This window comes from Dongshaea marina (genome assembly GCF_003072645.1).
GTDB lineage: Bacteria > Pseudomonadota > Gammaproteobacteria > Enterobacterales > Aeromonadaceae > Dongshaea > Dongshaea marina.
Genome location: NZ_CP028897.1, coordinates 99783 through 122087, shown reverse-complemented (window position 1 = coordinate 122087; position 22305 = coordinate 99783). Strand labels below are relative to the sequence as shown.

The window sequence follows — 22305 nt, the reverse complement described above, 5'->3', positions numbered from 1 at the left end:
CAAGAGACGATCATGATTGAGCAACTAACCGAAGAGCAACTCTATGCCCCTGTCACCTGGCAGGATCATTCTGGCGAGTTTGAAGATATTCGCTATCAAAAATCTGAAGACGGGATCGCCAAGATCACCATCAACCGTCCCGAGGTGCGTAACGCTTTTCGTCCTCAGACGGTCAAAGAGATGATCGATGCTCTGCATGATGCCCGCTACGATGAGTCGATCGGCAGCATTATTCTATGCGGCGAAGGCGAAAAAGCCTTCTGTGCCGGTGGCGATCAGAAAATCCGCGGAGATTATGGCGGATACCAGGACGACTCAGGAGTGCACCACCTCAACGTCCTGGATTTTCAGCGCCAGATCCGCACCTGCCCCAAGCCCGTTGTTGCCATGGTTGCCGGGTTTGCGATCGGCGGGGGCCATGTGCTGCACATGATGTGCGATCTGACGATTGCCGCCAGTAACGCGCGCTTCGGTCAGACCGGCCCTAAAGTGGGCTCCTTCGATGGTGGCTGGGGTGCCTCCTACATGGCACGCATCGTGGGACAGAAAAAAGCCCGCGAAATCTGGTTCCTGTGCCGTCAATATGATGCCCACCAGGCCCTGGAGATGGGACTGGTTAATACCGTGGTTCCTTACGAGGAGCTGGAGCGCGAAACGGTCCGCTGGTGTCGCGAAATTTTACAACAGTCGCCAATGGCGATAAGGTGTCTCAAGGCTGCCCTCAATGCAGACTGTGATGGACAGGCAGGCCTGCAGGAGCTGGCCGGAAATGCCACCATGCTGTTCTATATGACTGAAGAGGGTCAGGAAGGCCGTAACGCGTTTAACGAAAAACGCAGTCCAGATTTCAGCAAGTTCAAACGGAACCCATGAACAGACACGCGAAAATCTATCACTATTCGCTTCCCCTTCGCGAGCCCCTGCTACTGCCGGGGCACGAACTCAATACCCGTGAAGGGTTGCTACTCAAGCTGGGTAATCAATGGGGAGAGATAGCCCCACTGCCTGGCTTCTCACGAGAATCCCTGCAAGATGCACAGGATGAGCTGATCGAAGTTGTCTCCAGACTGCAGGATGGGCTAAAGGCAAAGGCGACCCAGCCCTCGGTCCAGTTTGGCCTGGATTGTGCTCAATACAGCTGGCCGAGTGCCCCACCCAAGCTCCTTGCGCCGCGCCATCTGCTTCAGGGGCGCCCTGACAGGGTCGCCAAGCATTGGCGTCAATGGTTTGGCCCCTACCCCAAACAGATCAAGGTTAAGGTGGGGCGTTACCCCATCGCCCACGAGGTGGCACTGATCAATGAGCTTTGCCGATTAGCTCCCGACTCCAAGTTGATCCTGGATGCCAACCGCAGCTGGACCAAGGAGGAGGCCTGGAGTATCTGCAACCTTCTCGATAACAAGCGGATCGATTATGTTGAGGAACCCTGCGCCACCCTGGAGGAAAATCGCTTCATCGCAACTCACACCTCCCTGCCGGTGGCACTGGATGAGTACCTCTCGGAGCATAAGAAGATCCCTGAGTTTGACAACCTCAAGGCGGTGATCCTCAAACCGACCCTGATCGGCTCGATCGACAAGTGTAAGCAACTGATCAAGAGTGCCAGGGAGCGGGGAGCCCGAACCATCATCTCCTCATCCTTCGAGTCGACGATCGGCATCAATTGCCTGAGTCGCCTGGCCGCCGAATGGGCTCCCGGCGAAGTTCATGGCATTGATACCCTTAAGTTCTTTTCTCATGATCTGGTCAACCCTCCCTTTGTCTCCACCGAGAAGCGCCCGTTGCTCCAGGAGAGCGAACTGAACCTGGTATGGCAGAACAGCTGATCCCCTGCCCACTTGCGCAGTGGGCCAGGAGCACTCCCGAGGATATAGCTCTGGTTGAGGGACAAACAGAGCTCAGCTTTGCAGCGCTGGATAAGCTGGTTTCATCCATAGAGCAGCAGCTTATCAAAAGTGGGCTAAGGGCCGGCCAGCACCTGGCGACCATAGCCCCCAACAGTATTGAGCTGATAGCCCTGCTGTGGGCTTGCCTGCGCCAGCAAATTATCTTTTGCCCGTTAAATCCAAAACTAACCGACTCTCAGCATTGCTGCCTGCTGAGAAAGATTGATCCGCACAAGTTGTGGGCTCGGGACAAGATCTCTCGGGAGACTCCCAGGCTAAAGCTGGAATTCCAGGCGCCCGCCTCCCATAGAGGGACACAACCCATGCTAGCCCCCGAGAGCCTGAGCAACATGGTCCTCACTTCGGGAAGCTCGGGAGAGCCGAAGGCCGTAGTTCACCGCCTGAGTAACCACCTGAGTAGCGCTCAGGGCTCGGCGAAGCTTATCCCCCTGAGATCCGGCGATCGCTGGCTGCTGAGCCTGCCGTTATTTCATGTGGGAGGCCTTGCCATAGTGATCCGCTGCCTGCTGGCTGGCGCGTCAATCTGCCTTGAGGATAAAGGGCTATCTCTGACTGAGCAGCTGTATCGCCAACCCATTAGCCACCTGTCTCTGGTATCGACTCAGCTCTACAGACTATTACAGGATAGCGATTTTAATCCTGCGCAAAGTGCCCTGCGCTGCATGCTTTTGGGTGGAGGTGCATTCTCCAGGGCACTCCTGGAGGCGACCCTCAAACGAGGCATACAGCCCTTCGTCAGCTATGGGTTATCTGAGATGAGCTCGCAGGTCTGTACCAGGCAGATCGCCCGGATAACCGCAGATGTAGGCAGTCCTCTGCCCGGACGTGAGATCCGGATAGAAAATCAGGAGATCCTGGTTCGTGGACAAACACTGTTTGCTGGCTACTACCAGGATGGACAACTAAAGCCCTCAGTTGATAAGGACGGCTGGTTCCACACCAAAGACAGGGGCGAGCTAACAACCGATGGTAAGCTGCAGGTCCTGGGGCGGATGGATCGCCAATTTATCTCCGGGGGAGAAAATATTCAGCCCGAAGCGATTGAATGCGAGCTGCTACAACACCCGCAGATCATCAATGCCAGGGTGATCCCGGTCGAACACCCCGAGTGGGGACAGCGCCCGATCTGTTTTGTGCAGCTGCATCAGGTACAGCTCGATGAGGCAACTCTCAGGCAGTGGCTCAGGGAGCGCCTCGCAAGCTTTCTGATACCGGAGAGGTTTCTGCCTTGGCCGGAAACTGCAGGCCTAAAAGTCACACTTCCCCAGCTGCAAAAACTGGCAGCCCAATCACTCTAAAAATAACGCCAGAATTAGTAAACCTGTTGGCACACCTCAATAGACGCAACATTATTAAGATATGAAATTTAGAACAAATGTCCCTCTCGAAAAAGTTGGGTTTTATCCCAGCTAAATCACTCATTGTTTTTTATTGAAAGTAAATCGCAAAAAATGAAACGCATCGCAAAACCACCTGCGATATAGTCCCGCATCTTCTGTAAATAGATATACAGAAACCTGCAGGGATTTAGGCTCTGTTGGCGTTTCAAAACCGGAAACATCAACAGAACCTAGCAATTTAACAGCCAGGAAAGCCAAATATTTATCGAAACACTATGGTTATTTTGTGGAGAGATCCCATGTGTGAGCATTTCACCAATTGGCAGCAACTCGGCAGCAAACAAACTCTGAACATAAAGGCCTGTGCAGCCTATTTACACCCAAATTCCAAAAGCCGCTTCAGCCGTCATCGCATTAAATTTATCCTGCGCTCCTGGATTCACAGACGCCCCCTAAAAAAACTCTGGGCATTTCTTTCCACGCCGGTGATGCAGGAGATCACACGCAACAATCTGGAACTACTGGATAAACCCCTTCGTCCCTACCTATTTGCAGGGACAGGTGTCAGCCGGCGAGTTGAGCATATCATGGAGCATTATCGATGGCTCAGTGATGTAAAGCCCGGGCTGTTTCATAAGATCTATCACGAAGATGGGATTGAGCTGGGCAAACTCCCCGAAGGGGAGCAACAGGCTCGGTTGGTTTTGCACCAGCACCATACCTTTCGCAAAGAGGGGGAGATGGTGATCTCCTTGCTTAATCAGCAGGATCAAAGACTCTACTCCTGTGCTTTCTCGCTCATCGGCCCGGGTGAAAACAAACAGATGGTCCTGACCTCACTCCAGGGCCCAGAGCCACGCGTTGAACATCCGATGCAGAAGCTTAAAGATTTAACCAAGCAATGCTTCGGAGTTCGCCCAAAATCCCTGGTCGTCGAGACGGCTCTTTATCTGGCAAAACAGCTAGAAATTGATGAGGTGCTGGCGGTAAGGAAAAGCAGTCATGTTTATATGGCACGACGATATAAAAATAAACAGGGAAAGGCGATCCACTCCAACTATGACGAACTGTGGGTAGAGTTTAGAGGGGCCCCCTATTGTAAACACCTGCTAAGACTTCAAGAGAGCGAGCGAAAAGAGCTTGATGAGATAAAATCAAAAAAACGCGCCATGTATCGACGCCGCTACCTGTGGCTCGATGAACTCAAAGCATCACTCTCGACTCGAGTCAGGGAGTCACTGAACTATTCAGGCCTTCGCTAATCTGCTTGATACGTCCACTCTGGTGAAGCTCCTTCATCCCCTGATTAAAAATGCTGAGAAGTTTCTGACTCTCAGCGCTACTTTTTGGAAAGATCAGATAGCTGGGCTTTGTTAAAAAAGGCTTGGGGTGATGGGTGATCTGTTCAGTATCCTGCTGTTTGAAGCTGCGCCTTACAACCTGATAACCTACCAGGCGCTCCTGAGGATAGAGATCGATCTTTTTGCGAAGGAGCTTTTTAAAATTCATCTTGTCGCGAACCACCCGCTCCATCTTAAGCTTTCCATCCGCCAGGGCCTTGTCCATATCCGGGCCATAGCTAAAACCAAACAGCCCCCCCATGTGATAATCCTCAAGATCCTCGATACTTTGCCAATCAAAGGGGCGATCTTTGCGATAGAAGAAAACATGTTGCTCTTCTACGATCGGCTGAGAATAGTAAAAAAGCTTTTCCCGCTCCGGCTTCTTTAGCCATATGGCACTGGCATCGGCCTGACCATGTTGCGCCTGTAAAAAGGCGCGCTGCCACAACATAAAATAGAAAGTAACCTTCACCCCCTGAGATTCAAATGCTTCACGGATGATCTGCCCGGCGATCCCGTTATTATGCTGCTTTGCGGTCAGGTAAGGAGGAAACTCTCCGGCAGAGATCCTCACCGATTGTGGCGCCTGAGACAATGCCAGGAAGCTGGAACCCAGTAACGTCCCAAATAACAACCGGCCAACCCAGCTCACAACACAACCCATAATGCCTCCGGCTAATCATAGATTTTGTTTTGAGTTTAGTTGATAAAAAGCCAGCTCTGTCTTCAGGGCTTTGCCATCATCAACCCGGATTCGGTATCCTGCTCCACATCAGATCCCTCTTAAGAGTAATTCATGTCTATCGAGCAAACCCTGAAGCAATATTTTGGCTACTCCTCACTACGCCCGGGCCAGGGTGAAGTTATCCAGAGCCTGCTCAGGGAAGAGAGTGCGGCGGCCATCTTTCCCACCGGCTCGGGTAAATCTCTGTGCTACCAGCTACCCGCTCTGCTGCTCCCTGGACTTACTCTGGTGATCTCACCGCTACTCGCACTGATGCAGGATCAGCTTAAATTTCTCAAAGAAAAAGGGATCGCTGCCGCCAGCATAGATTCGACTCAGAGTTACGACCAGGTCCAGGATGTGATGCAGCAGGCGCGAACAGGAGAGCTCAGGATCCTGATGATCTCCGTAGAGCGCCTCAAAAATGAGCGTTTCCGTCATTTTATTCAGACTATTCCTATCTCACTGCTGGTCGTCGATGAGGCGCACTGTATCTCAGAGTGGGGCCATAACTTCAGACCCGACTATCTCAAGCTCCCACACTATCGGCAGTGGCTTAAGATCCCACAGGTCCTTCTCCTGACGGCCACCGCGACTCCCAGGGTCATTGAAGATATGTGCGAGCGCTTTAAGATCCCTGGTGATAATGTCACCATCACGGGGTTTTATCGTTCCAACCTTAACCTTCAGGTCTATCCCTGCCCGGATCAGGAGAAAAATCAACGCCTGGCAAGCTACCTCCAACAGCGGCAAAATCAGCCAACCATAGTGTATGTCACTCTGCAGCACACCGCCGAGCAGGTTGCGGGTATATTGAGATCACAAGGGATCGCCGCCCTTGCCTATCATGCGGGAATGGATAGTGTTCTGCGCCAGCAAACCCAGCATCGATTTATGCACGGAGAGATCGACTGCATAGTCGCTACCATCGCCTTTGGAATGGGGATTGATAAGAGTAATATTCGCAACGTCATCCACTATGATCTCCCCAAGTCCCAGGAGAACTACAGCCAGGAGATAGGTCGTGCCGGACGCGATGGCCTGCCCTCCAACTGCCTGGTTCTGGCCAACCGGGATGGAGTCGCCGTGCTTGAGAATTTCATCTATGGAGATACCCCAGAACCATCAGGAATCGCCAGGATCCTTGAGCAGATCAAGTCATCCGGTAGCGAATGGGAGCTAATGCTCAACCCCCTCTCCATGTTGAGCAACGTCCGCCAGCTTCCCCTCAAAACCCTTTTGGTTCAGCTTGAGCTTCGCGGCATCATAGAGCCAAGATACAGCTATTTTGCCGAATATCGCTTCAAGTTAAATGTAGAAGACGCAGAGCTCATCAGTGGTTTTGATCCCGAACGCCAGCAATTTATCCGTGAGCTGCTGGCCTGTTGCCAGAAAGCCAGAACCTGGTACAGCGTTGATTTTTCAAAGCTGCAACAGGGAGATCCTAAGGCTCGCGCCCGGGGGATCCGCGCCCTGGATTATTTTGCTCAAAAAGGATGGATTGAGCTTCAAAGCAAGCAGATGACCGAGGTGTACCGGGTCCGGTACCCGGATTTTGATCTTAACAATCTGACCAAGGAGCTGGAACAACACTTTCACGATAAACAGCACAGTGAGATCCAACGCATTGAAGCGATGTTAACCCTGTTCCAGTCTCCTCACTGTTTGAGTCAGCAGCTCAGTCACTATTTCGGAGACAAGCAGCTCACCGGCCCCTGCGGTCACTGCAGCGTTTGCCAGGGTGAATATCAGCCCTGGCCCAATGTCACATCCCGGCCTGCACCGGATATGGAGCAGCTAAAACAGTGGCTGGAGCCCCTGGCTCAGGCATGCCAGAAACACTTTGCAGAGCCTCCCTCAATGGTGCTGAAAACCCGATTTTTATGCGGCCTGACAACTCCCTGGCTGACTCAAATCAAGGCTCGAAAACTCGAAGGCTTTGGCATCCTGGAAAATTATCGGTATGGTGAAGTCATGGGCGCGCTACAACGCCGGTCATCATAGCCAGAGGAGTGCGGCATGAAAAAATACAAGAATGAAGCCAAGTTACTGAAAGAAGCGCTGAAAATTGGTGAAATGTATGCCAAATCCCGGGGATTCACCACCTTTGGTGTCGGGACCTCAGATAAAGACAAGGTTGAGTGTATCTACCGGCTGCTGGTCCAGGACAAATTGCTGGTACCACTGGCGGAAGATAAAGAGAATGGGGTGAATATGCGTCACCGCCTGGCGATCTGGATCGCCAACAAGCTACCGGAGGACCACCCTCTGCTCGAAGAGTGATCGCCCCATTGGGCTGGCGCTCCGCCCTGAGTTGCGCTAGCCTGCACCTTTTTCTGCCGACTAGTAAAATTTATGACTGACAATCTCGCCCCCGATGAACTCTGCCCCTGCGGCTCAACCCTCTCCTACCAGCAATGTTGCCAACCGTTTCACTCCGGGGAGCCAGTCACAACCGCAGAGCAGTTGATGCGATCGCGCTACAGCGCTTACGCTCTGGAGCTGATCGATTATCTGGTCACAACCACCCACCCGGACAAGCGCACCAGGAATCTGGCCGCCGAGATCGCCGAATGGGCCGCAGCCGCCGATTTTACAGCACTGGAGCTCCTCAAGGCCTCTCAGGGCAGCGCCAAAGATAAGCAGGGAAAGGTCGAGTTTATCGCTCACTACCAACATGATGGGGAGCCCGGAAAGATCCATGAGCTTTCCAGGTTCCGTCGCTACCAGGGGGCATGGAAGTACCTGGATGGAACCATCTATCAGGATTGAGAACTCAGGCTCAAGGGAAGCAAGCCAACATGCAAAGATTTAATTTCAATTTTGAAGCGATCGTCCACAACGCAAGAGATGTTATCGTCGTCACCAAGGCGGCTCCCCTGGATGATCCCGGCCCTGAAATTGTTTACGTCAATCATGCCTTCACTCAGCTCACCGGCTATAGCTTCCAGGAGTCTGTCGGACAAAATCCAAGATTTCTGCAGCGCGATGACGATATCTGTCAAGAAACCCGGGATAAAATCCGCCAGGCCCTTAAGCAACAGGTTGCCATTCAGGCAACTCTGAAAAACTATTCGAAATCGGGGCGTGCCTACTGGCTGGATATGAACATCATCCCGCTTCGTGATGAGTCAGGGCAAGTGACCCACTTCGCCGCCATCGAAAGAGATGTCACAGAGCAAAAGTTAATAGAGGAACAGCTGCAATTTTTAGCGACCACCGATCCTCTGACCGGCCTCTTGAATCGCCGGGCCTTTGAAGAACGACTCAATGATGAACACTCCAGGTTCACCAGAAAACGTGAGTATTACTCTGTTTTAATGATAGATGTCGACAAGTTTAAGCCTATTAATGATATCTATGGCCATGCTGCCGGAGATCAGGCTCTCAGGGAGATAGCTCAGACTTTTCAGGGAGAACTGAGGTTGCATGACAGTGCAGCCCGAATCGGTGGCGACGAGTTTTGCATTCTACTGCCTTTTAGCCGGTATCAGGATGCCAGAAAAGTAGCCGAAAAGCTTAAATCCGCAGTGAATCAACTGCATGTCCAAAATAGTACTGATCGCACCCAACTCGGTATCAGCATAGGAATAGCCCAAGCCGAGGAAAAGGATATCAATTTCTCCGATACTCTAAGGCGCGCTGATAAGGCACTTTTCAAGGTCAAGCGCTCGGGACGAAACGGCATCGCCTGATTCCTCAGCACTAAGCCAACTGCCACATCGCCTGGATCAACGGCTCATTGAGCCGGGATTTAAGACAGCAGATCCCGAGCTCAAAAGGCTCAATAAACCCGGCATCGAGGCGCACCACCCGATCACGAACAGGGCTGGCATTAAGCACCACCTCGGGTGCAATGCCGACTCCGGTCCCCAATGCAACCATGCTGATAATCGCCTCATGACCAGCAACCTCAGCATAGATCCTGGGCTCTACCTCCTGGCGACTCAACCACTCATCGATATGCTCACGGGCCGCCCCTGACTCGGGCAGAATCATAGGTAGATGATCCCAGGGAGTCGGCTGCTGCTGCAGTAACTCAGCCCACCCGGCAGGCTGAAGAGGAGCAAGCATCATCAGGGGGATATCACCAATCTTGTTAAAGGCCAGCTTATCCGGGAGCTGGCGTGGGCGGGCGGTGATAGCCATATCACAGCGATCTTCAATCACCTGACGGATCGCCAGTGCCGGATCCCCCGTCATCAGCTTAATGGAAACCCCGGGACAGTTGAGGCGAAACTCACCGAGCAGAGGAGGAAGATAGCTATGACTGGCGGTCACCGAGCAGTAAAAACGCAGCTCACCACTGAGCTGCTGCGAATGAGCAGCCAACTCCCCCCTGAGCTGCTGCCACTGCTCCAACATCGACTGGGCAACCGGTAACAGCTGCTTACCAGCCAGGGTGAGAGTCACCTGGCGATTATCCCGCACAAATAGCGGGTGACCCAGTGACTCCTCAAGCCTGGCGATGCTGCGACTCAGGGCCGAAGGACTGATATGCATCGCCCGGGCCGTCTTGCCAAAGTGGCGCGAGTCACACAGATGAATAAATTGATGGAGCAGCTTTAAATTCACATCCCACCTTATTGCAAAAAACACAATTACACATGCCGAATATAGCATTTTAGACAACAAAAGGCTTGGGTTAGTATCAAGAAACACCCACCCATTTGTTTTGGAGAAACCGATGGCAAACTACTTCAATAGCCTGAACCTGCGCCAGCAGCTGGACCAGCTGGGCCGCTGCCGTTTTATGTCCCGCGATGAATTCAACGATGGCGCCAATGCCTTGCACGGTAAGAAGATTGTCATTGTCGGGTGTGGAGCCCAGGGACTAAACCAGGGCCTTAATATGCGTGATAGCGGCCTGGATGTCAGCTATACCCTACGCGATCAGGCAATCGCCGAACAGCGCACATCCTATCAGAATGCGACCAATAATGGCTTTACCGTTGGCAGCTATCAGCAGCTGATCCCAACCGCCGACCTGGTGATCAATCTGACTCCGGACAAGCAGCACTCTCCTGTGGTTGAAGCCGTGATGCCCCTGATGAAACAGGGCGCCACTCTGGGATACTCCCACGGCTTTAATATCGTCGAGGTTGGTCAGCAGATCCGCGAAGACATCACTGTAGTGATGGTTGCTCCCAAGTGTCCGGGTAGTGAGGTTCGCGAGGAGTATAAACGAGGCTTTGGGGTACCGACCCTGATTGCTGTTCACCCGCAAAACGATCCCAGAGGTGAAGGGTTAGCCATCGCTAAGGCCTGGGCCAGCGCAACCGGTGGCGATCGCGCCGGAGTGCTCGAATCCTCTTTTGTCGCCGAAGTTAAATCGGACCTGATGGGTGAGCAGACCATACTCTGTGGTGTATTACAGGCGGGCTCTCTGCTCAGTTATGACAAGATGGTGAGCGAAGGCATTGATGCAGCCTATGCGGCCAAGCTTATCCAGTATGGCTGGGAAACCATCACCGAAGCACTCAAACAGGGCGGGATCACCGCCATGATGGACCGCCTGAGTAACCCGGCTAAGATCCGTGCTTTTGATCTGGCACAGACCCTCAAACAACAGCTCAAGCCACTGTTCCAAAAGCACATGGATGACATCATCAGCGGCGAGTTTTCACGGGTGATGATGGAAGACTGGGCCGATGATGATCGCAACCTGCTAAGCTGGCGCGAGCAGACACGTAGCAGCGGTTTTGAAACCGCTCCTGAGTATAAAGATGAGATCCGCGAGCAGGAGTATTTTGACAAGGGCATCTTGCTGGTTGCCTTCGTCAAGGCAGGCGTGGAGCTGGCATTTGAGGTGATGTGCTCTTCGGGGATCATTGATGAGTCTGCCTATTATGAGTCACTCCATGAACTGCCACTGATCGCAAATACCATAGCGCGCAAGCGCCTCTATGAGATGAATGTCATTATCTCAGATACCGCCGAGTATGGTTGCTACCTGTTTGCCCATGCCGCAACCCCGGCACTGCGCGATCACCTGATGCCAGAGCTGGATACTCAGGTGATCGGCAAAGGCCTGGATGCTACCGATAACGGTGTCGATACCCTGCGCCTCATCGAGGTGAATGAAGCAGTTCGCGCTCACCCGATCGAAGCCATCGGCCGTACCCTGCGCTGCTATATGAAAGACATGAAGCAGATCAGTGTCGGCGGATAATCCCGCTCACACAGCCCCATCACTTCCGGTGCCCCATCTCAGGATGGGGCACGTTTGATTCATCACTTAACCCCTATCCCTCCCTGATACTCTCTGCCGATTGAAACTGAATCCAATCTACGGAAAAATAGAGCTGTTCGGCTCAGTGAGCTTTTTTCAGATAATAACCGGTGATGGATCATGCTTGATGTAACCCATGTGGAGATTGAATATAGGGAGGGGGTCATCTGCTTCAACGCCAGCATAGCAGACGACACTGAAGATCATTTTGAGATGACAGTAGAACAACTCGAATCCTCGCGTTTAGGTCTGGATAAGACAGTGCTGTTTTACTTCGATGCCCGTAAATGGGATCTGGATACGGGCACCATTGACAGAGTCATCGCCACCTTGCAAGGGATCATGATGGTTCTGGCCGATCAGGCTGAATAAGGGATCAAAGCTTGGCTGAGACTCCACGCGAGAATAATAAAATCAACTCAATATTCGCACACAGGATTCAGCACGGGTTTTGTGCCCTGAGCGAGTCCCTTGACGCGCTGTTTGCACAACAACTTTGCCATCAGGAAGAAGGCTCTTTTCGAGTCTGTGGCCCTTTCATCGGTAAATGATGTTGGCCTATACTTTTAATGTGGATACCCATCCGTCTAAGGAGAAACAGATGAACGATAACACGGATGTTGTTGAGCTTGAACTCTTTGATCGAGATGATCTGGCCATCGCCGAGCATGAAAAGTATCAGATGTCAGATGAGGTCTATAAGGAACTTCAAGATAGCGGAGTAAAACTATTAGACTTTGAGGTCGGTTATCACTGCAAGCTCCTCATCATGTTTGAGGTCGAGTCCTTAAACGATTTTCTCAACCCGGCAATCATAGCGATCATTAAGAAGTTCATGCATGTCTCTCTCGGTTCCAGGGGATTAAGGATCCGCTGTAGTGCTTTAAATACCGATGTCTATAACCTTGATGAGCTCGACCGGGCCATTGATTCGGCAAATAAAATTGTGAGCGAATCCTGACCAACGTTCGCATGGTGGCTGATTGAATAAATCAACCACCATGCCTCTCAACAAGAAAATCTGCCACACTCCAATCAACATCAGGACTATCTTTATCTCAGGCTAACTATAGATTTTAAAATTAATTAACCACTATAGTATTACCATTATGAGAATAATGATTAATTATATAAAAATTTTAATCACCGTTTTCCAGAACATTTAACAGTATATATAAAAATACCTGTAACCCCAGAAACCCCAGAAACCCCAGAAACCCCAGAAACCCCAGAAACCCCAGAAACCCCAGAAACCCCAGAAACCCCAGAAACCCCAGAAACCCCAGAAACCCCAGAAACCCCAGAAACCCCAGAAACCCCAGAAACCCCAGAAACCCCAGAAACCCCAGAAACCCCAGAAACCCCAGAAACCCCAGAAACCCCAGAAACCCTCAAGATTATGGCATCCTTAATTTTACTAATATGGATATTAAGCATGCCATCATCAGAGGATGGAGAAGCTATTTATTTATCACTTACCTTTCTTATAAAATATATATTACTGACATCAATAAAAATATCAACCAAAGAACCATCAGGGATTCTATATTTATCGTATTGATGCACTATATATATCTTGTTGTATTTTTTGTTTTTTACAGCATAGCTATATAGATACTTGTCCTTACTCTCTGTATAGCCATGAATTGATCCTTTAACACTACCAACTAGCGAACCTGTAATTCCACCGGCAGTTGCTAAAATGGGTGAAACAATGATTGCAAAAGGCCCTGTGAGTAATCCTAAACCAGCTCCAGTAATAGCTCCTGTTTTTGCTCCAGACCAACCTTGCTTAGTTGAATCTCTTCCAATTGCCTCAGCAATATCTTCTTTTTTTATCTTAATGCTTTTCTCTACAACTCCTTCTCCAATATTCTGTGAATGATATTGGTTGGCACAGGAGCAAAGAGAAACAACTAAAAAAATTGATAAAACACTATTAATTAATAGCGCGACTAGATTTTTCATTATATTACTCTTTACATGAATTTCTATTAATAAATATTCCAGACAATGAGTTAACCAAGCCAGTTTCAAGACTTTCTTGAGAGGAATAAAAGTCAAGGTTTACCTTATTGGCAGTACTTAGAACTCGAGTCTTATTTGTTATTGATGGTTCATTATTAAAATTTTGAACTAACTTAACATCACTGATCACACTATATGTAACATTCTTAATAAAATTATCTGCCACAGTTGTAGAAACACCACCTGCTAGTCCACCAATAACAATATCTCCTCCTCCTTCTGCAGCAATAGCTACTCCTGATGCAATCCCCTGAAGAGATCCTCCATATCCAGAGCTCATCATTTCCTTAGCTGCTGTTTCACTGTTTCGACCAACTTGTAAGATGTTAACTTGTAAAACATAGCTTGCTCGTCGGCTATTAGATGTTATTTGATATCCTTTTTCCTTCAATTTATTAATAAGTGAACTATCTATTTTGAATTTAGGATAGGCGCTGGTATTAGTTATCATTACAAATATAGTTGGAGGGACCTGATTAGCATCCGGAGATAAAAACATACTGTTACTCATTAACGTCTCTGTCTCTAACCTATGATGACTAACAGCTGTTCCAATAGCGGAACATCCAACAGCAGCAAATGCGATAAAAAAAATGATTGGCAACCTGATTATTTTACCCATAAAAATCAACCTTAAAATAAAAACTAAATACCTGATCGTATTTCCAGAGACATACATGAATAACAAAAGCAGATACATTGAGACATATTTAAAATTCTCTTTGGAGTGTACAGTAGAACGTTTAAATATACTCCAATTTCAGTGAGAGCTTTATTTAAAGTGGTTTAATCTTGCAGTAGAGCCTTATCATATCTTGCGCCATAAGTATCCATATCATAAGATTAATACCACTGTTTTGCAGTCTAAAGCATTTTAACCCTTGGCACTTATCAAATCTTGCTAACCTGAAAAAATATGATTACTTAGGCTAACTTTCCCTATGAGATTTTAATAGGAGAGCTTCGGGCAACCAGAGTCAACACGTTCCACCATGGCGCGGGCTCGATCGGGAACATGGCGGACTGGAAATTAGGGAGTCTTTACTCCAGAGTAGACTGATGGTGAAATATCTGATACCAAACATATAGTATTGCCACAGGTTTTGATCTACACAACCCTTCATGTTGATCCAGTCGGAAAAGATAGCTAAGACTCAGCAGTGAAAGAGGTGTATGTCAATAACTTAATCATAACCGGCATGCTGTAGGTCCTCCCTGTGACTAAGGCCAGAGTCTCAGTAAGGTACAATTTTCACATCATGATATGAGATCCGAGCTGAGACATGCTCAAAAAAGCGCACTAAAACCAGAAAGGCTCTATACTGATATTTATAAATCATCAATAAAGTGTTGAGTTTAAAGTTATGGATCCATCATCAACCAATTATCATAGTCGAATCCAAGTTGCGATGAATTTTATCAGTCATCATATTATGGATGAGGATCTAACACTTGAAGTTATTTCTGAGAAATGCGCTATTTCTAAATATCACTTCCATAGAATATTCAAGGCAATAGAGGGTGAGACTGTAGCTGAGTTCACCCGGCGTACACGCTTAAATTTGACAGCATCTAAGCTACTAACAAATCCACAGCTTGAAATCACAGAAGTAGCTTATGAATTCGGGTTCTCCAATCCTCAAAACTTTTCAAGATCATTTAAGAAACAGTTCAGCCTCTCTCCCTCCGATTTCAGAAAGCACCATGCCGGAAAAGTTCAGGATCAATGGCTTCTCAATTCACAGCTGGAAGTGAATAAATTAGAAGAATATAAATCATTAATTATCAATAGTGAGCTAACGACCCTCCCTGATTACTCTATAGCTTACATACGAAAACGAGGATCTTATGGGATTGAGAATGCAATAGGAGCATTTGAAGAACTATACTCTAAAATAAGGCCGCTTGAATATTTAGGAGATCGACATACTTTTGGCGTGTACTGGGATGTATCCAATATAACTGAGGGCAACAAATGTCGTATGGATGCAGGGGTATTACTAACACATGAAGAAGCAAGGAATTGCCCTCTATCTGTTCAAGTTCTGAAAGGAGGGAAATATTTAGTGTGCCATTACGAATTCAATAACATTGATTATTTTGTAAAAGCTACAGATGATGCGTGGATAGAGTTATTTAAACGCGGCTATGAATGTGCGCATAAACCTAGTTTTATACGTTATGATTATATTGGAAATGCAGATAGAGATCGTCAGTCTCGCTTTTGGATATTCGACATCTGCATTCCAATTAAGGACTAGATCCGAGCTTAACTAAACTTACCATTAACTTAAGGGTAAATATTGGCAAAAAATATTTATAATCTACCTAAGTTAGTATATGTCGCCTCCTTGCATTATAAATATAGTTCAAGAAAAGAATTACTTCTCCTGTCATCTAAAGTAAATCAACTCTGTGGAGAGAAGAGTGATTTATAGTCCATTACGGCGTTGTTTCCTAAATCGATGGAACCTTTTGGTTTGAGCAAGATCTGATCTCCCATCGTCATGATGGGAAGCTTCAAATGGGTAAATCCAACGGCAAAATCAAGAACTGGTCTCAATACAATAAAGCATTGGTAAAGCGTGGCTCGATCACCTTCTGGTTGGATGAGAATGCAGTCAAAAACTGGCATTGTCAGGAGCACCATGGCGACAGAGGAAGAGGCTTCACGTTCAGTGATACCGCTATCGAAACCGCGTTGATGCTCAAAGGAGTATTCAGCCTTCCACTGAGGGGGTTGCAAGGATTCCTTGATTCGGTCTTTCAGCTCATGAATGTTCCTCTTAAGTCACCGACTTATAGCTGTATCAGCAAACGAGCGAAGACCGTTGAGATAAAATATCGCCGCCCCAGCCGAGGCCCTGTTGCTCACGTGGTCGTTGATGGGACAGGGCTCAAAATCCACGGTGAGGGAGAGTGGAAAATGCGCAAGCACGGAAAAGAAAAGCGCCGAGTTTGGCGCAAGCTCCACCTGGCTGTTGATGCTCAAACTCATGAAATCATAGCAGCCGAGGTCAGCCTTGATAGTGTTGGAGATAACGAGGTGTTGCCGACCTTATTAAACCCACTACGACGCAAGATACAGCAAGTCTCAGCAGATGGTGCATACGATACAGAGGCTTGCTATGCACTGTTACAGAGAAAGGGTTGTAAACCAACGATTCCTCCCCGCAGTAATGCAGCTTACTGGAAAGGAGATCATCCCAGAAATGAAGCTGTCGAAGCGCTTAAAAATGGGCAGCTTTCACAATGGAAGCATGACAACGACTACCATCAGCGCTCGTTAGCAGAAACAGCAATGTCTCGCTACAAACAGCTCAATTCTCCACAGCTGAGCTTACGTTGTTATAACGGTCAGGTTGGGGAAGCCTTGGCCGGAGTTAAAGCTTTAAACAAAGTGATCGGGCTTGGTATGCCTGTCAGGCAGCAAGCTGCCTGAATGGGTACAAGTCAATTATCAGACTCGGATTTAGAAAACAACGCCGTCCATTACAAGCAGCCTAAATAAATGCTCCAAATAGTAGATCACTTGAACCAGATGTTGAATTGTGAATGAGCAGCCCCTCGGCATCATGGATGACGCGGTGGAGATTCCATGGATGGATTCATAGCGTGTCTGCCAGCACACATCAACAGATGTAGCAGTAATAGGGTCAGCTATTTAGACACAGACTCAAGTCTCCAAAATAGCCAGCCATTTTTCAGAGATTAATCAGCCCGAATAACATCATAAATGCTACTGAGACCTTCATCCTCAGGGAGGATACTATATATTCAGGCTGGCTCCGCCTGAGCCGCCATTAACGCCTGCCGAAAGCTGCGCACAAAACGTGGATCCTCTTCCAGCTCATAGCCTGCCAGCTGGAGCTCACTGGCCCGCACCCGGGTTTCTCCCGCCAGTCGCCAGCGACGATAAAAGGCACTGATAAACGCAACTCGCTGCAGCAGCAACTCAGTGTTCTCCAACCCTATCGATTGAGAAACCTCATTGACCAGGGCCGGGAGATAGCCAAAATCAGGCCCATGTCCACACAGGCGAATGAACAGCTCAAGCTCGGCGGATCCCAGCGAGATATCAATTGCCGAACTTTGACCCATTGTACCGAAGCTATGCTCGGATCCATTTTGAAAGTTCACCATAACAACTCCATTGCTGACCGACTCGGCCTCCAGGGGCCTCTTCTTTCATCCTGGCTAGCCGTTTAAAAAACAATCAAAGGTTAACCGCTGTTTCCTTGATGACGGCTGACAAACTTTGTCACAAATAAACACCGCTGCGACAAAAGATATTTCAGTCTATCTGCGATAGTGACTCCCACAAAATAGTGCAGCGCCTCGGGATGAGAGCCTGCTCGTCTCTAAAATGTTATTGCCGGAATAATTTGCCCCATGCGACATAAAAAACTGACCTGTTCACTGTTGGGTGCTGTGGTTGTCATCACAGCCGCCAGCCTTATTTTCTTTAAAAAAGGCCCTGCGGCACCCAAAGGGCGGCCAGCCGCACAAGTCGAAACTCAGGCGATCACCACCCGGACCCTGACCGATAGCACCTCGGGTTATGGCTCGGTCAAGTCTCTACGCTATGTGACCCTCAAGAGCCTGCAGACCAACTCCATCACCCAGATCAATTTTTCAGGGGGCGAGAGAGTCAAGCAGGGGAGCTGTTGCTACAGCAGGATACCCGAACCGCAGCAGCGCAGGTTGCAGAGGATCAGGCAAAACTCAACCTTGCCAAGGCGGACTGGCAGCGTCAGTCGACCATGTTAAAAAAAGGGCTCACCTCCCAGAGCAGCTATGATGACAGCTACAGCAGCTATCAGCAGGCCAGGGCCGTATTGGCTCAGGATACAGCCCTGCTGTCAGAGCTCTCCATTAAGGCTCCCTTCGCCGGCATCATCAGTATCACCGACTATCATGTAGGTGATCTGCTGGATTCGGGCAGTGACATTGCAACTCTCTACGATCCGGACGAGCTCACGGTCACCTATCAGCTTTCAGCCTCCGAGCGCTCTGTCCTCAAGCTTGGACAGACGGTCAGCATACAATCTGAGTCCGATGCACAGAATCATGCCAGCGGCACCGTCATCTATATCTCTCCCAATATCAGTACCGGACTGATGACACTCAAAGCAAAGGTAACTCCTGGCTCAACCCTCAAGCCCGGGCAAAACGTCAAGGTGGTCCAGAAAACCTCTCTACTCAAAGATCAGGTAACCATTCCGACCGGCAGCCTGCTCTCCAATCTGGAGGGGATGCAGGCCTATGTGGTAGAAAACGGCAAGGCGGTGCTGCGCGAGGTCAAGGTCGGCAATTATTACGATGGCTATGTGCAGATCTTAAGCGGCCTCAAGGCGGGTGAGGAGCTGGTCACCAACGGTCAGAACTTCCTGCACTCCGATGAGACGGTTACGGTCAACAATGCAGCCCAGCAGCTGGCGGCCAATAACAGCGCCAAGGGAGTGAATCACGGATGAAACTGACCGAACTCTGCCTGCGTCGCCCGGTACTCTGTACCGTCATCTGGCTGATTCCTGTGCTGATCGGCCTCATCCTCAGCCAGAAACTCTCGCTACGCTATACGCCACAGATTGCTCAATCCAAGATCCAGATCTCGGCCAAGGATGATGGACTCGCGGCGCAAAACATGATGACCGAGGTGCTGATCCCGATTCAGGATGCCATTGCCGGCACCGAGGGAATCGGGCATATCACGGCAACTGCACGCCGGGGCAAGGGGGATATCACCATAGATGTGGCCGACGGGGTCGATGATGCGGGTATCGACACCCTGGTAAACGAGCTGCAAAGTGACATATCCAATATTGAGAGCACTCTGCCCGATGATATCTCACCGACCGTAAGCAAGTCCGATGATAACGGCTTGCCAGCCCTGGTGATCGGATTGACTCCGGGCCCCAACCAGCCCGAATACGAGTTTCGTCAGTATGGTAACAACACCCTGCTACCTCGCCTGGAGCAGCTGCCATCGGCGGGGAGTGTCAGTGTCGCCCCCGATGCCACCCAGTCGGTTCTGATCACCCTCAACCCGGATAAGATCCATCAGTACGGGCTGGATCTCAACTCGGTGATCAATACGGTCAGTGATCTCGATGGAATCACCGCCATCAGTGGCTCAACCTCGGGTAAAAACAGCCAGTATCAGCTGATCTCCAATGGCGCCATCGACAACCTCAATAGCATTAAAGACTCAGTGGTTGCCAAATATCAGCAGCAGCCGATCCGTCTGTCCGAAATCGCCACCGTGACCATAGGAACCCCGGGGAACGAGATGGAGGTAAAACCCATAATCGATTTTGGCAGCAAGAACTCGATGCTGTTCGTCTTGACCCCCCAGTATACTGCCACCGCCAACACCCTGGTGCTATCGGAGCAGGTACATAGCCTGCTGGATACACTCAATCTGCCTAGTGGCATGAAAGCAACCGTGCTGCTGGATAAGTCGACCTTTATCAACAGTGCCCTGAGCGATGTTTATCTGGCGATCGGTCTTGCAGTCCTGCTGGTTGCCGGAGTGATCTGGCTATTTTTAGGGAGCCTTCGGATTGCGCTGATCCCTATCGTCACCATCCCTGTGTGTCTGCTGTGCTCCTTTATCATCATGAAGGCCGCCGATTTCAGCATCAACTCACTCACCCTGCTAGCAATGCTATTGGCGGTAGGCCTGGTGGTGGATGATGCGATCGTGGTGACAGAGAATGTGCATCGTCAACTCAAACACCACTCCTCGGTACGCAAGGCAACGGTCATCGCCTGCCGCCAGATAGGTTTTGCGATCATTGCCACCACCCTGACCCTGGCTGCCGTCTATATTCCGGTGGGCCTTGCCAGCGGGATCACCGGCCAGCTATTTAAACAGTTCGCCTTCACCCTGGCCGGGACTGTGATCATCTCAGGTATCGTGGCACTAACCCTCTCCCCCATGATGTGCAGCCGGATGATGGACCACAAGCCTGCCGGTCGCTTTGAAGCCTGGATCAACCATCAGCTCACACGGCTGTCTGAGCTTTACCAAAAAGCCCTGCGTTACACCATTGACTACCGCAAGACCATCCTACTGCTGATGGTAGTGGTGCTGGCCACCAGCTACTGGCCCCTGACCCACAGTCCCTCAGAGATGATCCCATCGGAAGACTCGGGGCAGATCACCATATTCCAGCCACTGGTGGGCAGTAGTGATGATGCCACCGAGCAAAAGATGATCGATAACATGAGCCAGAAGCTCAAGAAGATCCCGGGAATCGAACATGTTGCCATCATGGCCAGCACCGACTTTATCCGCGGCTTTATCGGTCTCAAGCCCTGGGATGAGCGCTCCCTGAGTGCTGAACAGATCAGCCGGATGATCGACAGCTCCCTTCGCCAGGGAGGAAACATGGTGTTTACCGGGGTGGTTCCGCCGGTCGATACAGGCAGCGGCAGCAAGGGCAATAGCGGGGGAATAGACATCAATGTCTCCAGCTCCGCAGACTATAGCCAGCTCTCTAAACAGATGACCGAAGTCACCAATCAGCTGGAGAAATCCCCTCTGTTTAAGCAGGTCCGGAGTAATCTTAAGTTCGATCAGAATCAGTTCATGATCAAGATCAACCGGGTCGCAGCATCCCAGTACGGCGTCTCCCTGACCGATCTTCAGCAGGTGCTCAAGGTGGCCCTCAGTGGCACCAGTCTGGATAACGACATGAGCTACCAGGGGGTTAACTACCCGCTGGAGATCCAGATGAACAAGAGCTATACCATCACTCCAAGCTCGATCAAGCAGCTCAAGATCCAAAATGATGAGGGACAACTGGTTCCCCTGAGTCAGCTGATCAGCATCACCACAGAGGTAGGACCGAGATCGATCTCCCAGTATGACAGGGCAACCTCGGCCTCTCTGTCGATTCGCCTGGCCGATGGTGTCAGTATGGGCGAAGGGATCAAGGCGGTAGACAGCATGCTACCGAGCCTGATGCCGGCTTCGGCCAGCTATCACTACATCAATGATGCACTGCAGTACCTGGAGACCAGCTCTCAGATGTGGTTTGTGTTCGCGGCAGCCCTGATCTTCATCTATCTGGTATTGAGTGCCCAGTTTGAAAGCCCGGTGGACGCCTTTATCGTGATGCTCTCCCTGCCTCTGACCCTGTCAGCGGCCCTGTGGGTACTCTATTTCAGTGACTACAGCCTGAATGTCTACTCCGAGATAGGCCTGGTGACCCTGGTTGGACTCATATGTAAACACGGGATCCTAATCACCGAGTTTGCCAATGAATTACGCCGGGAAGGGGCCTCTCCCCGGGAGGCGATTCTGGAGGCAACCAAGACCCGGTTACGGCCCATTCTGATGACATCACTGACCATGGTGCTGGGGGCTGTCCCACTGATCATCGAGACGGGTCCGGGGGCAATGGCGATGGGTTCTCTTGGAATTATCATCATCTCAGGGATGCTGATCGGTATCATAGATCCCCTGTTTGTGGTGCCCAGCGTCTACCTGATGGTGCAGCGCTTCAAACGCCCGCTCAAGAGTGAAGAGCAGGATGAATCTCCGGCGGCAGGACTGGAGCAGGAGCCATCACCACAGAAGTAGTCCCTCATCAAACCGGTGCGAAACTGTCATCGCACCGGTTTGATACCATGATCCCACTTAAATAAGCCAAAACACCTCATGACTACATTCCTGGTGATCATCCATCTATACTCAAAAAATAGGTTCCATATGCGAAAG

21 protein-coding genes are annotated in these 22305 nt (G+C 49.9%); 16 read left to right on the top strand and 5 right to left on the bottom strand.

The annotated features are described in order from the left end of the window. Positions 1 to 12: 12 nt before the first annotated feature. The 4 genes from menB to DB847_RS00600 all read left to right on the top strand — a co-directional run bounded on the left by menB (position 13) and on the right by DB847_RS00600 (position 4509). The gene (gene menB / locus DB847_RS00615) at positions 13 to 873 is read left to right on the top strand and encodes a 1,4-dihydroxy-2-naphthoyl-CoA synthase (protein ID WP_108648970.1); all 861 of its coding nucleotides are present in this window, start codon (positions 13 to 15) and stop codon (positions 871 to 873) included. Then, positions 870 to 1826 carry an o-succinylbenzoate synthase gene (menC, locus tag DB847_RS00610; RefSeq protein WP_108648969.1) on the top strand — a complete coding sequence of 319 codons (957 nt, stop codon included), beginning with the start codon at positions 870 to 872 and terminating at the stop codon, positions 1824 to 1826. Before menB ends, menC begins: the two co-directional genes overlap by 4 nt. Further along, positions 1811 to 3205: an o-succinylbenzoate--CoA ligase gene (menE, locus tag DB847_RS00605; RefSeq protein ID WP_108648968.1), complete on the top strand. Its 1395-nt coding sequence runs from the start codon at positions 1811 to 1813 to the stop codon at positions 3203 to 3205. The genes menC and menE overlap by 16 nt, the downstream gene beginning before the upstream one ends. A 341-nt stretch (positions 3206 to 3546) precedes the next feature. Then, positions 3547 to 4509, top strand: coding sequence for a VirK/YbjX family protein (locus DB847_RS00600; RefSeq protein ID WP_159084302.1), 963 nt, complete (start codon positions 3547 to 3549; stop codon positions 4507 to 4509). Here the strand turns inward: DB847_RS00600 and DB847_RS00595 are convergent. Next, positions 4475 to 5254, bottom strand: coding sequence for a substrate-binding periplasmic protein (locus DB847_RS00595; protein WP_108648966.1), 780 nt, complete (start codon positions 5252 to 5254; stop codon positions 4475 to 4477). The genes DB847_RS00600 and DB847_RS00595 overlap by 35 nt on opposite strands. Positions 5255 to 5386: 132 nt before the next feature. On the opposite strand from DB847_RS00595, the gene DB847_RS00590 reads away from it, so the two are divergent. From DB847_RS00590 to DB847_RS00575, 4 genes are all read left to right on the top strand, one after another. After that, positions 5387 to 7318 (top strand): RecQ family ATP-dependent DNA helicase, encoded by a 1932-nt coding sequence (locus tag DB847_RS00590; RefSeq protein ID WP_108648965.1) that lies wholly within the window; start codon positions 5387 to 5389, stop codon positions 7316 to 7318. A gap of 15 nt (positions 7319 to 7333) precedes the next feature. Continuing rightward, the gene (locus DB847_RS00585) at positions 7334 to 7597 is read left to right on the top strand and encodes a DUF5062 family protein (RefSeq protein WP_108648964.1); all 264 of its coding nucleotides are present in this window, start codon (positions 7334 to 7336) and stop codon (positions 7595 to 7597) included. A gap of 72 nt (positions 7598 to 7669) precedes the next feature. Beyond that, a complete protein-coding gene (locus DB847_RS00580; RefSeq protein WP_108648963.1) occupies positions 7670 to 8086 on the top strand; it encodes a YchJ family protein in 417 nt (138 codons plus the stop codon). Between the two features lie 29 nt (positions 8087 to 8115). Further along, positions 8116 to 9009: a GGDEF domain-containing protein gene (locus tag DB847_RS00575; RefSeq protein WP_159084301.1), complete on the top strand. Its 894-nt coding sequence runs from the start codon at positions 8116 to 8118 to the stop codon at positions 9007 to 9009. A gap of 10 nt (positions 9010 to 9019) precedes the next feature. Here DB847_RS00575 and ilvY read toward each other — a convergent pair whose 3' ends face one another. Continuing rightward, positions 9020 to 9889: an HTH-type transcriptional activator IlvY gene (ilvY, locus tag DB847_RS00570; protein ID WP_108648961.1), complete on the bottom strand. Its 870-nt coding sequence runs from the start codon at positions 9887 to 9889 to the stop codon at positions 9020 to 9022. Positions 9890 to 10001: 112 nt separating this feature from the next. On the opposite strand from ilvY, the gene ilvC reads away from it, so the two are divergent. The 3 genes from ilvC to DB847_RS00555 all read left to right on the top strand — a co-directional run bounded on the left by ilvC (position 10002) and on the right by DB847_RS00555 (position 12507). Then, the gene (ilvC, locus tag DB847_RS00565; RefSeq protein WP_108648960.1) at positions 10002 to 11486 is read left to right on the top strand and encodes a ketol-acid reductoisomerase; all 1485 of its coding nucleotides are present in this window, start codon (positions 10002 to 10004) and stop codon (positions 11484 to 11486) included. Positions 11487 to 11666: 180 nt separating this feature from the next. Next, on the top strand, positions 11667 to 11918 hold the full coding sequence (locus DB847_RS00560; protein ID WP_108648959.1) for a hypothetical protein: 252 nt from the start codon (positions 11667 to 11669) through the stop codon (positions 11916 to 11918). Between the two features lie 229 nt (positions 11919 to 12147). Further along, positions 12148 to 12507, top strand: a complete 360-nt coding sequence (locus tag DB847_RS00555) for a hypothetical protein (protein WP_108648958.1) — start codon at positions 12148 to 12150, stop codon at positions 12505 to 12507. Positions 12508 to 13010: 503 nt separating this feature from the next. Here DB847_RS00555 and DB847_RS00545 read toward each other — a convergent pair. Together DB847_RS00545 and traT are read right to left on the bottom strand one after the other, a co-directional pair. Beyond that, positions 13011 to 13514: a hypothetical protein gene (locus tag DB847_RS00545; protein ID WP_108648957.1), complete on the bottom strand. Its 504-nt coding sequence runs from the start codon at positions 13512 to 13514 to the stop codon at positions 13011 to 13013. Between the two features lie 4 nt (positions 13515 to 13518). Next, positions 13519 to 14196, bottom strand: coding sequence for a complement resistance protein TraT (gene traT / locus DB847_RS00540; protein ID WP_159084300.1), 678 nt, complete (start codon positions 14194 to 14196; stop codon positions 13519 to 13521). A 742-nt stretch (positions 14197 to 14938) separates the two neighbouring features. Between traT and DB847_RS00535 the strand changes: the two genes are divergently transcribed. Then, entirely contained in the window at positions 14939 to 15835 is an 897-nt protein-coding gene (locus DB847_RS00535; RefSeq protein ID WP_108648955.1) for an AraC family transcriptional regulator, read from the top strand. A 263-nt stretch (positions 15836 to 16098) separates the two neighbouring features. After that, entirely contained in the window at positions 16099 to 17016 is a 918-nt protein-coding gene (locus DB847_RS00530; protein WP_108648954.1) for an IS5 family transposase, read from the top strand. A gap of 335 nt (positions 17017 to 17351) precedes the next feature. On the opposite strand, the gene DB847_RS00525 is transcribed toward DB847_RS00530, so the two are convergent. After that, positions 17352 to 17717, bottom strand: a complete 366-nt coding sequence (locus DB847_RS00525; protein WP_108648953.1) for a hypothetical protein — start codon at positions 17715 to 17717, stop codon at positions 17352 to 17354. Positions 17718 to 17966: 249 nt separating this feature from the next. On the opposite strand from DB847_RS00525, the gene DB847_RS24125 reads away from it, so the two are divergent. The 3 genes from DB847_RS24125 to DB847_RS00515 are packed head-to-tail and all read left to right on the top strand — an operon-like array spanning position 17967 to position 22167. After that, positions 17967 to 18344 carry an efflux RND transporter periplasmic adaptor subunit gene (locus DB847_RS24125; protein WP_159084299.1) on the top strand — a complete coding sequence of 126 codons (378 nt, stop codon included), beginning with the start codon at positions 17967 to 17969 and terminating at the stop codon, positions 18342 to 18344. Further along, positions 18242 to 19051: an efflux RND transporter periplasmic adaptor subunit gene (locus tag DB847_RS00520; RefSeq protein ID WP_159084298.1), complete on the top strand. Its 810-nt coding sequence runs from the start codon at positions 18242 to 18244 to the stop codon at positions 19049 to 19051. Before DB847_RS24125 ends, DB847_RS00520 begins: the two co-directional genes overlap by 103 nt. Next, positions 19048 to 22167, top strand: a complete 3120-nt coding sequence (locus tag DB847_RS00515) for an efflux RND transporter permease subunit (RefSeq protein ID WP_108648951.1) — start codon at positions 19048 to 19050, stop codon at positions 22165 to 22167. The genes DB847_RS00520 and DB847_RS00515 overlap by 4 nt, the downstream gene beginning before the upstream one ends. The last annotated feature ends 138 nt before the right edge of the window (positions 22168 to 22305 follow it).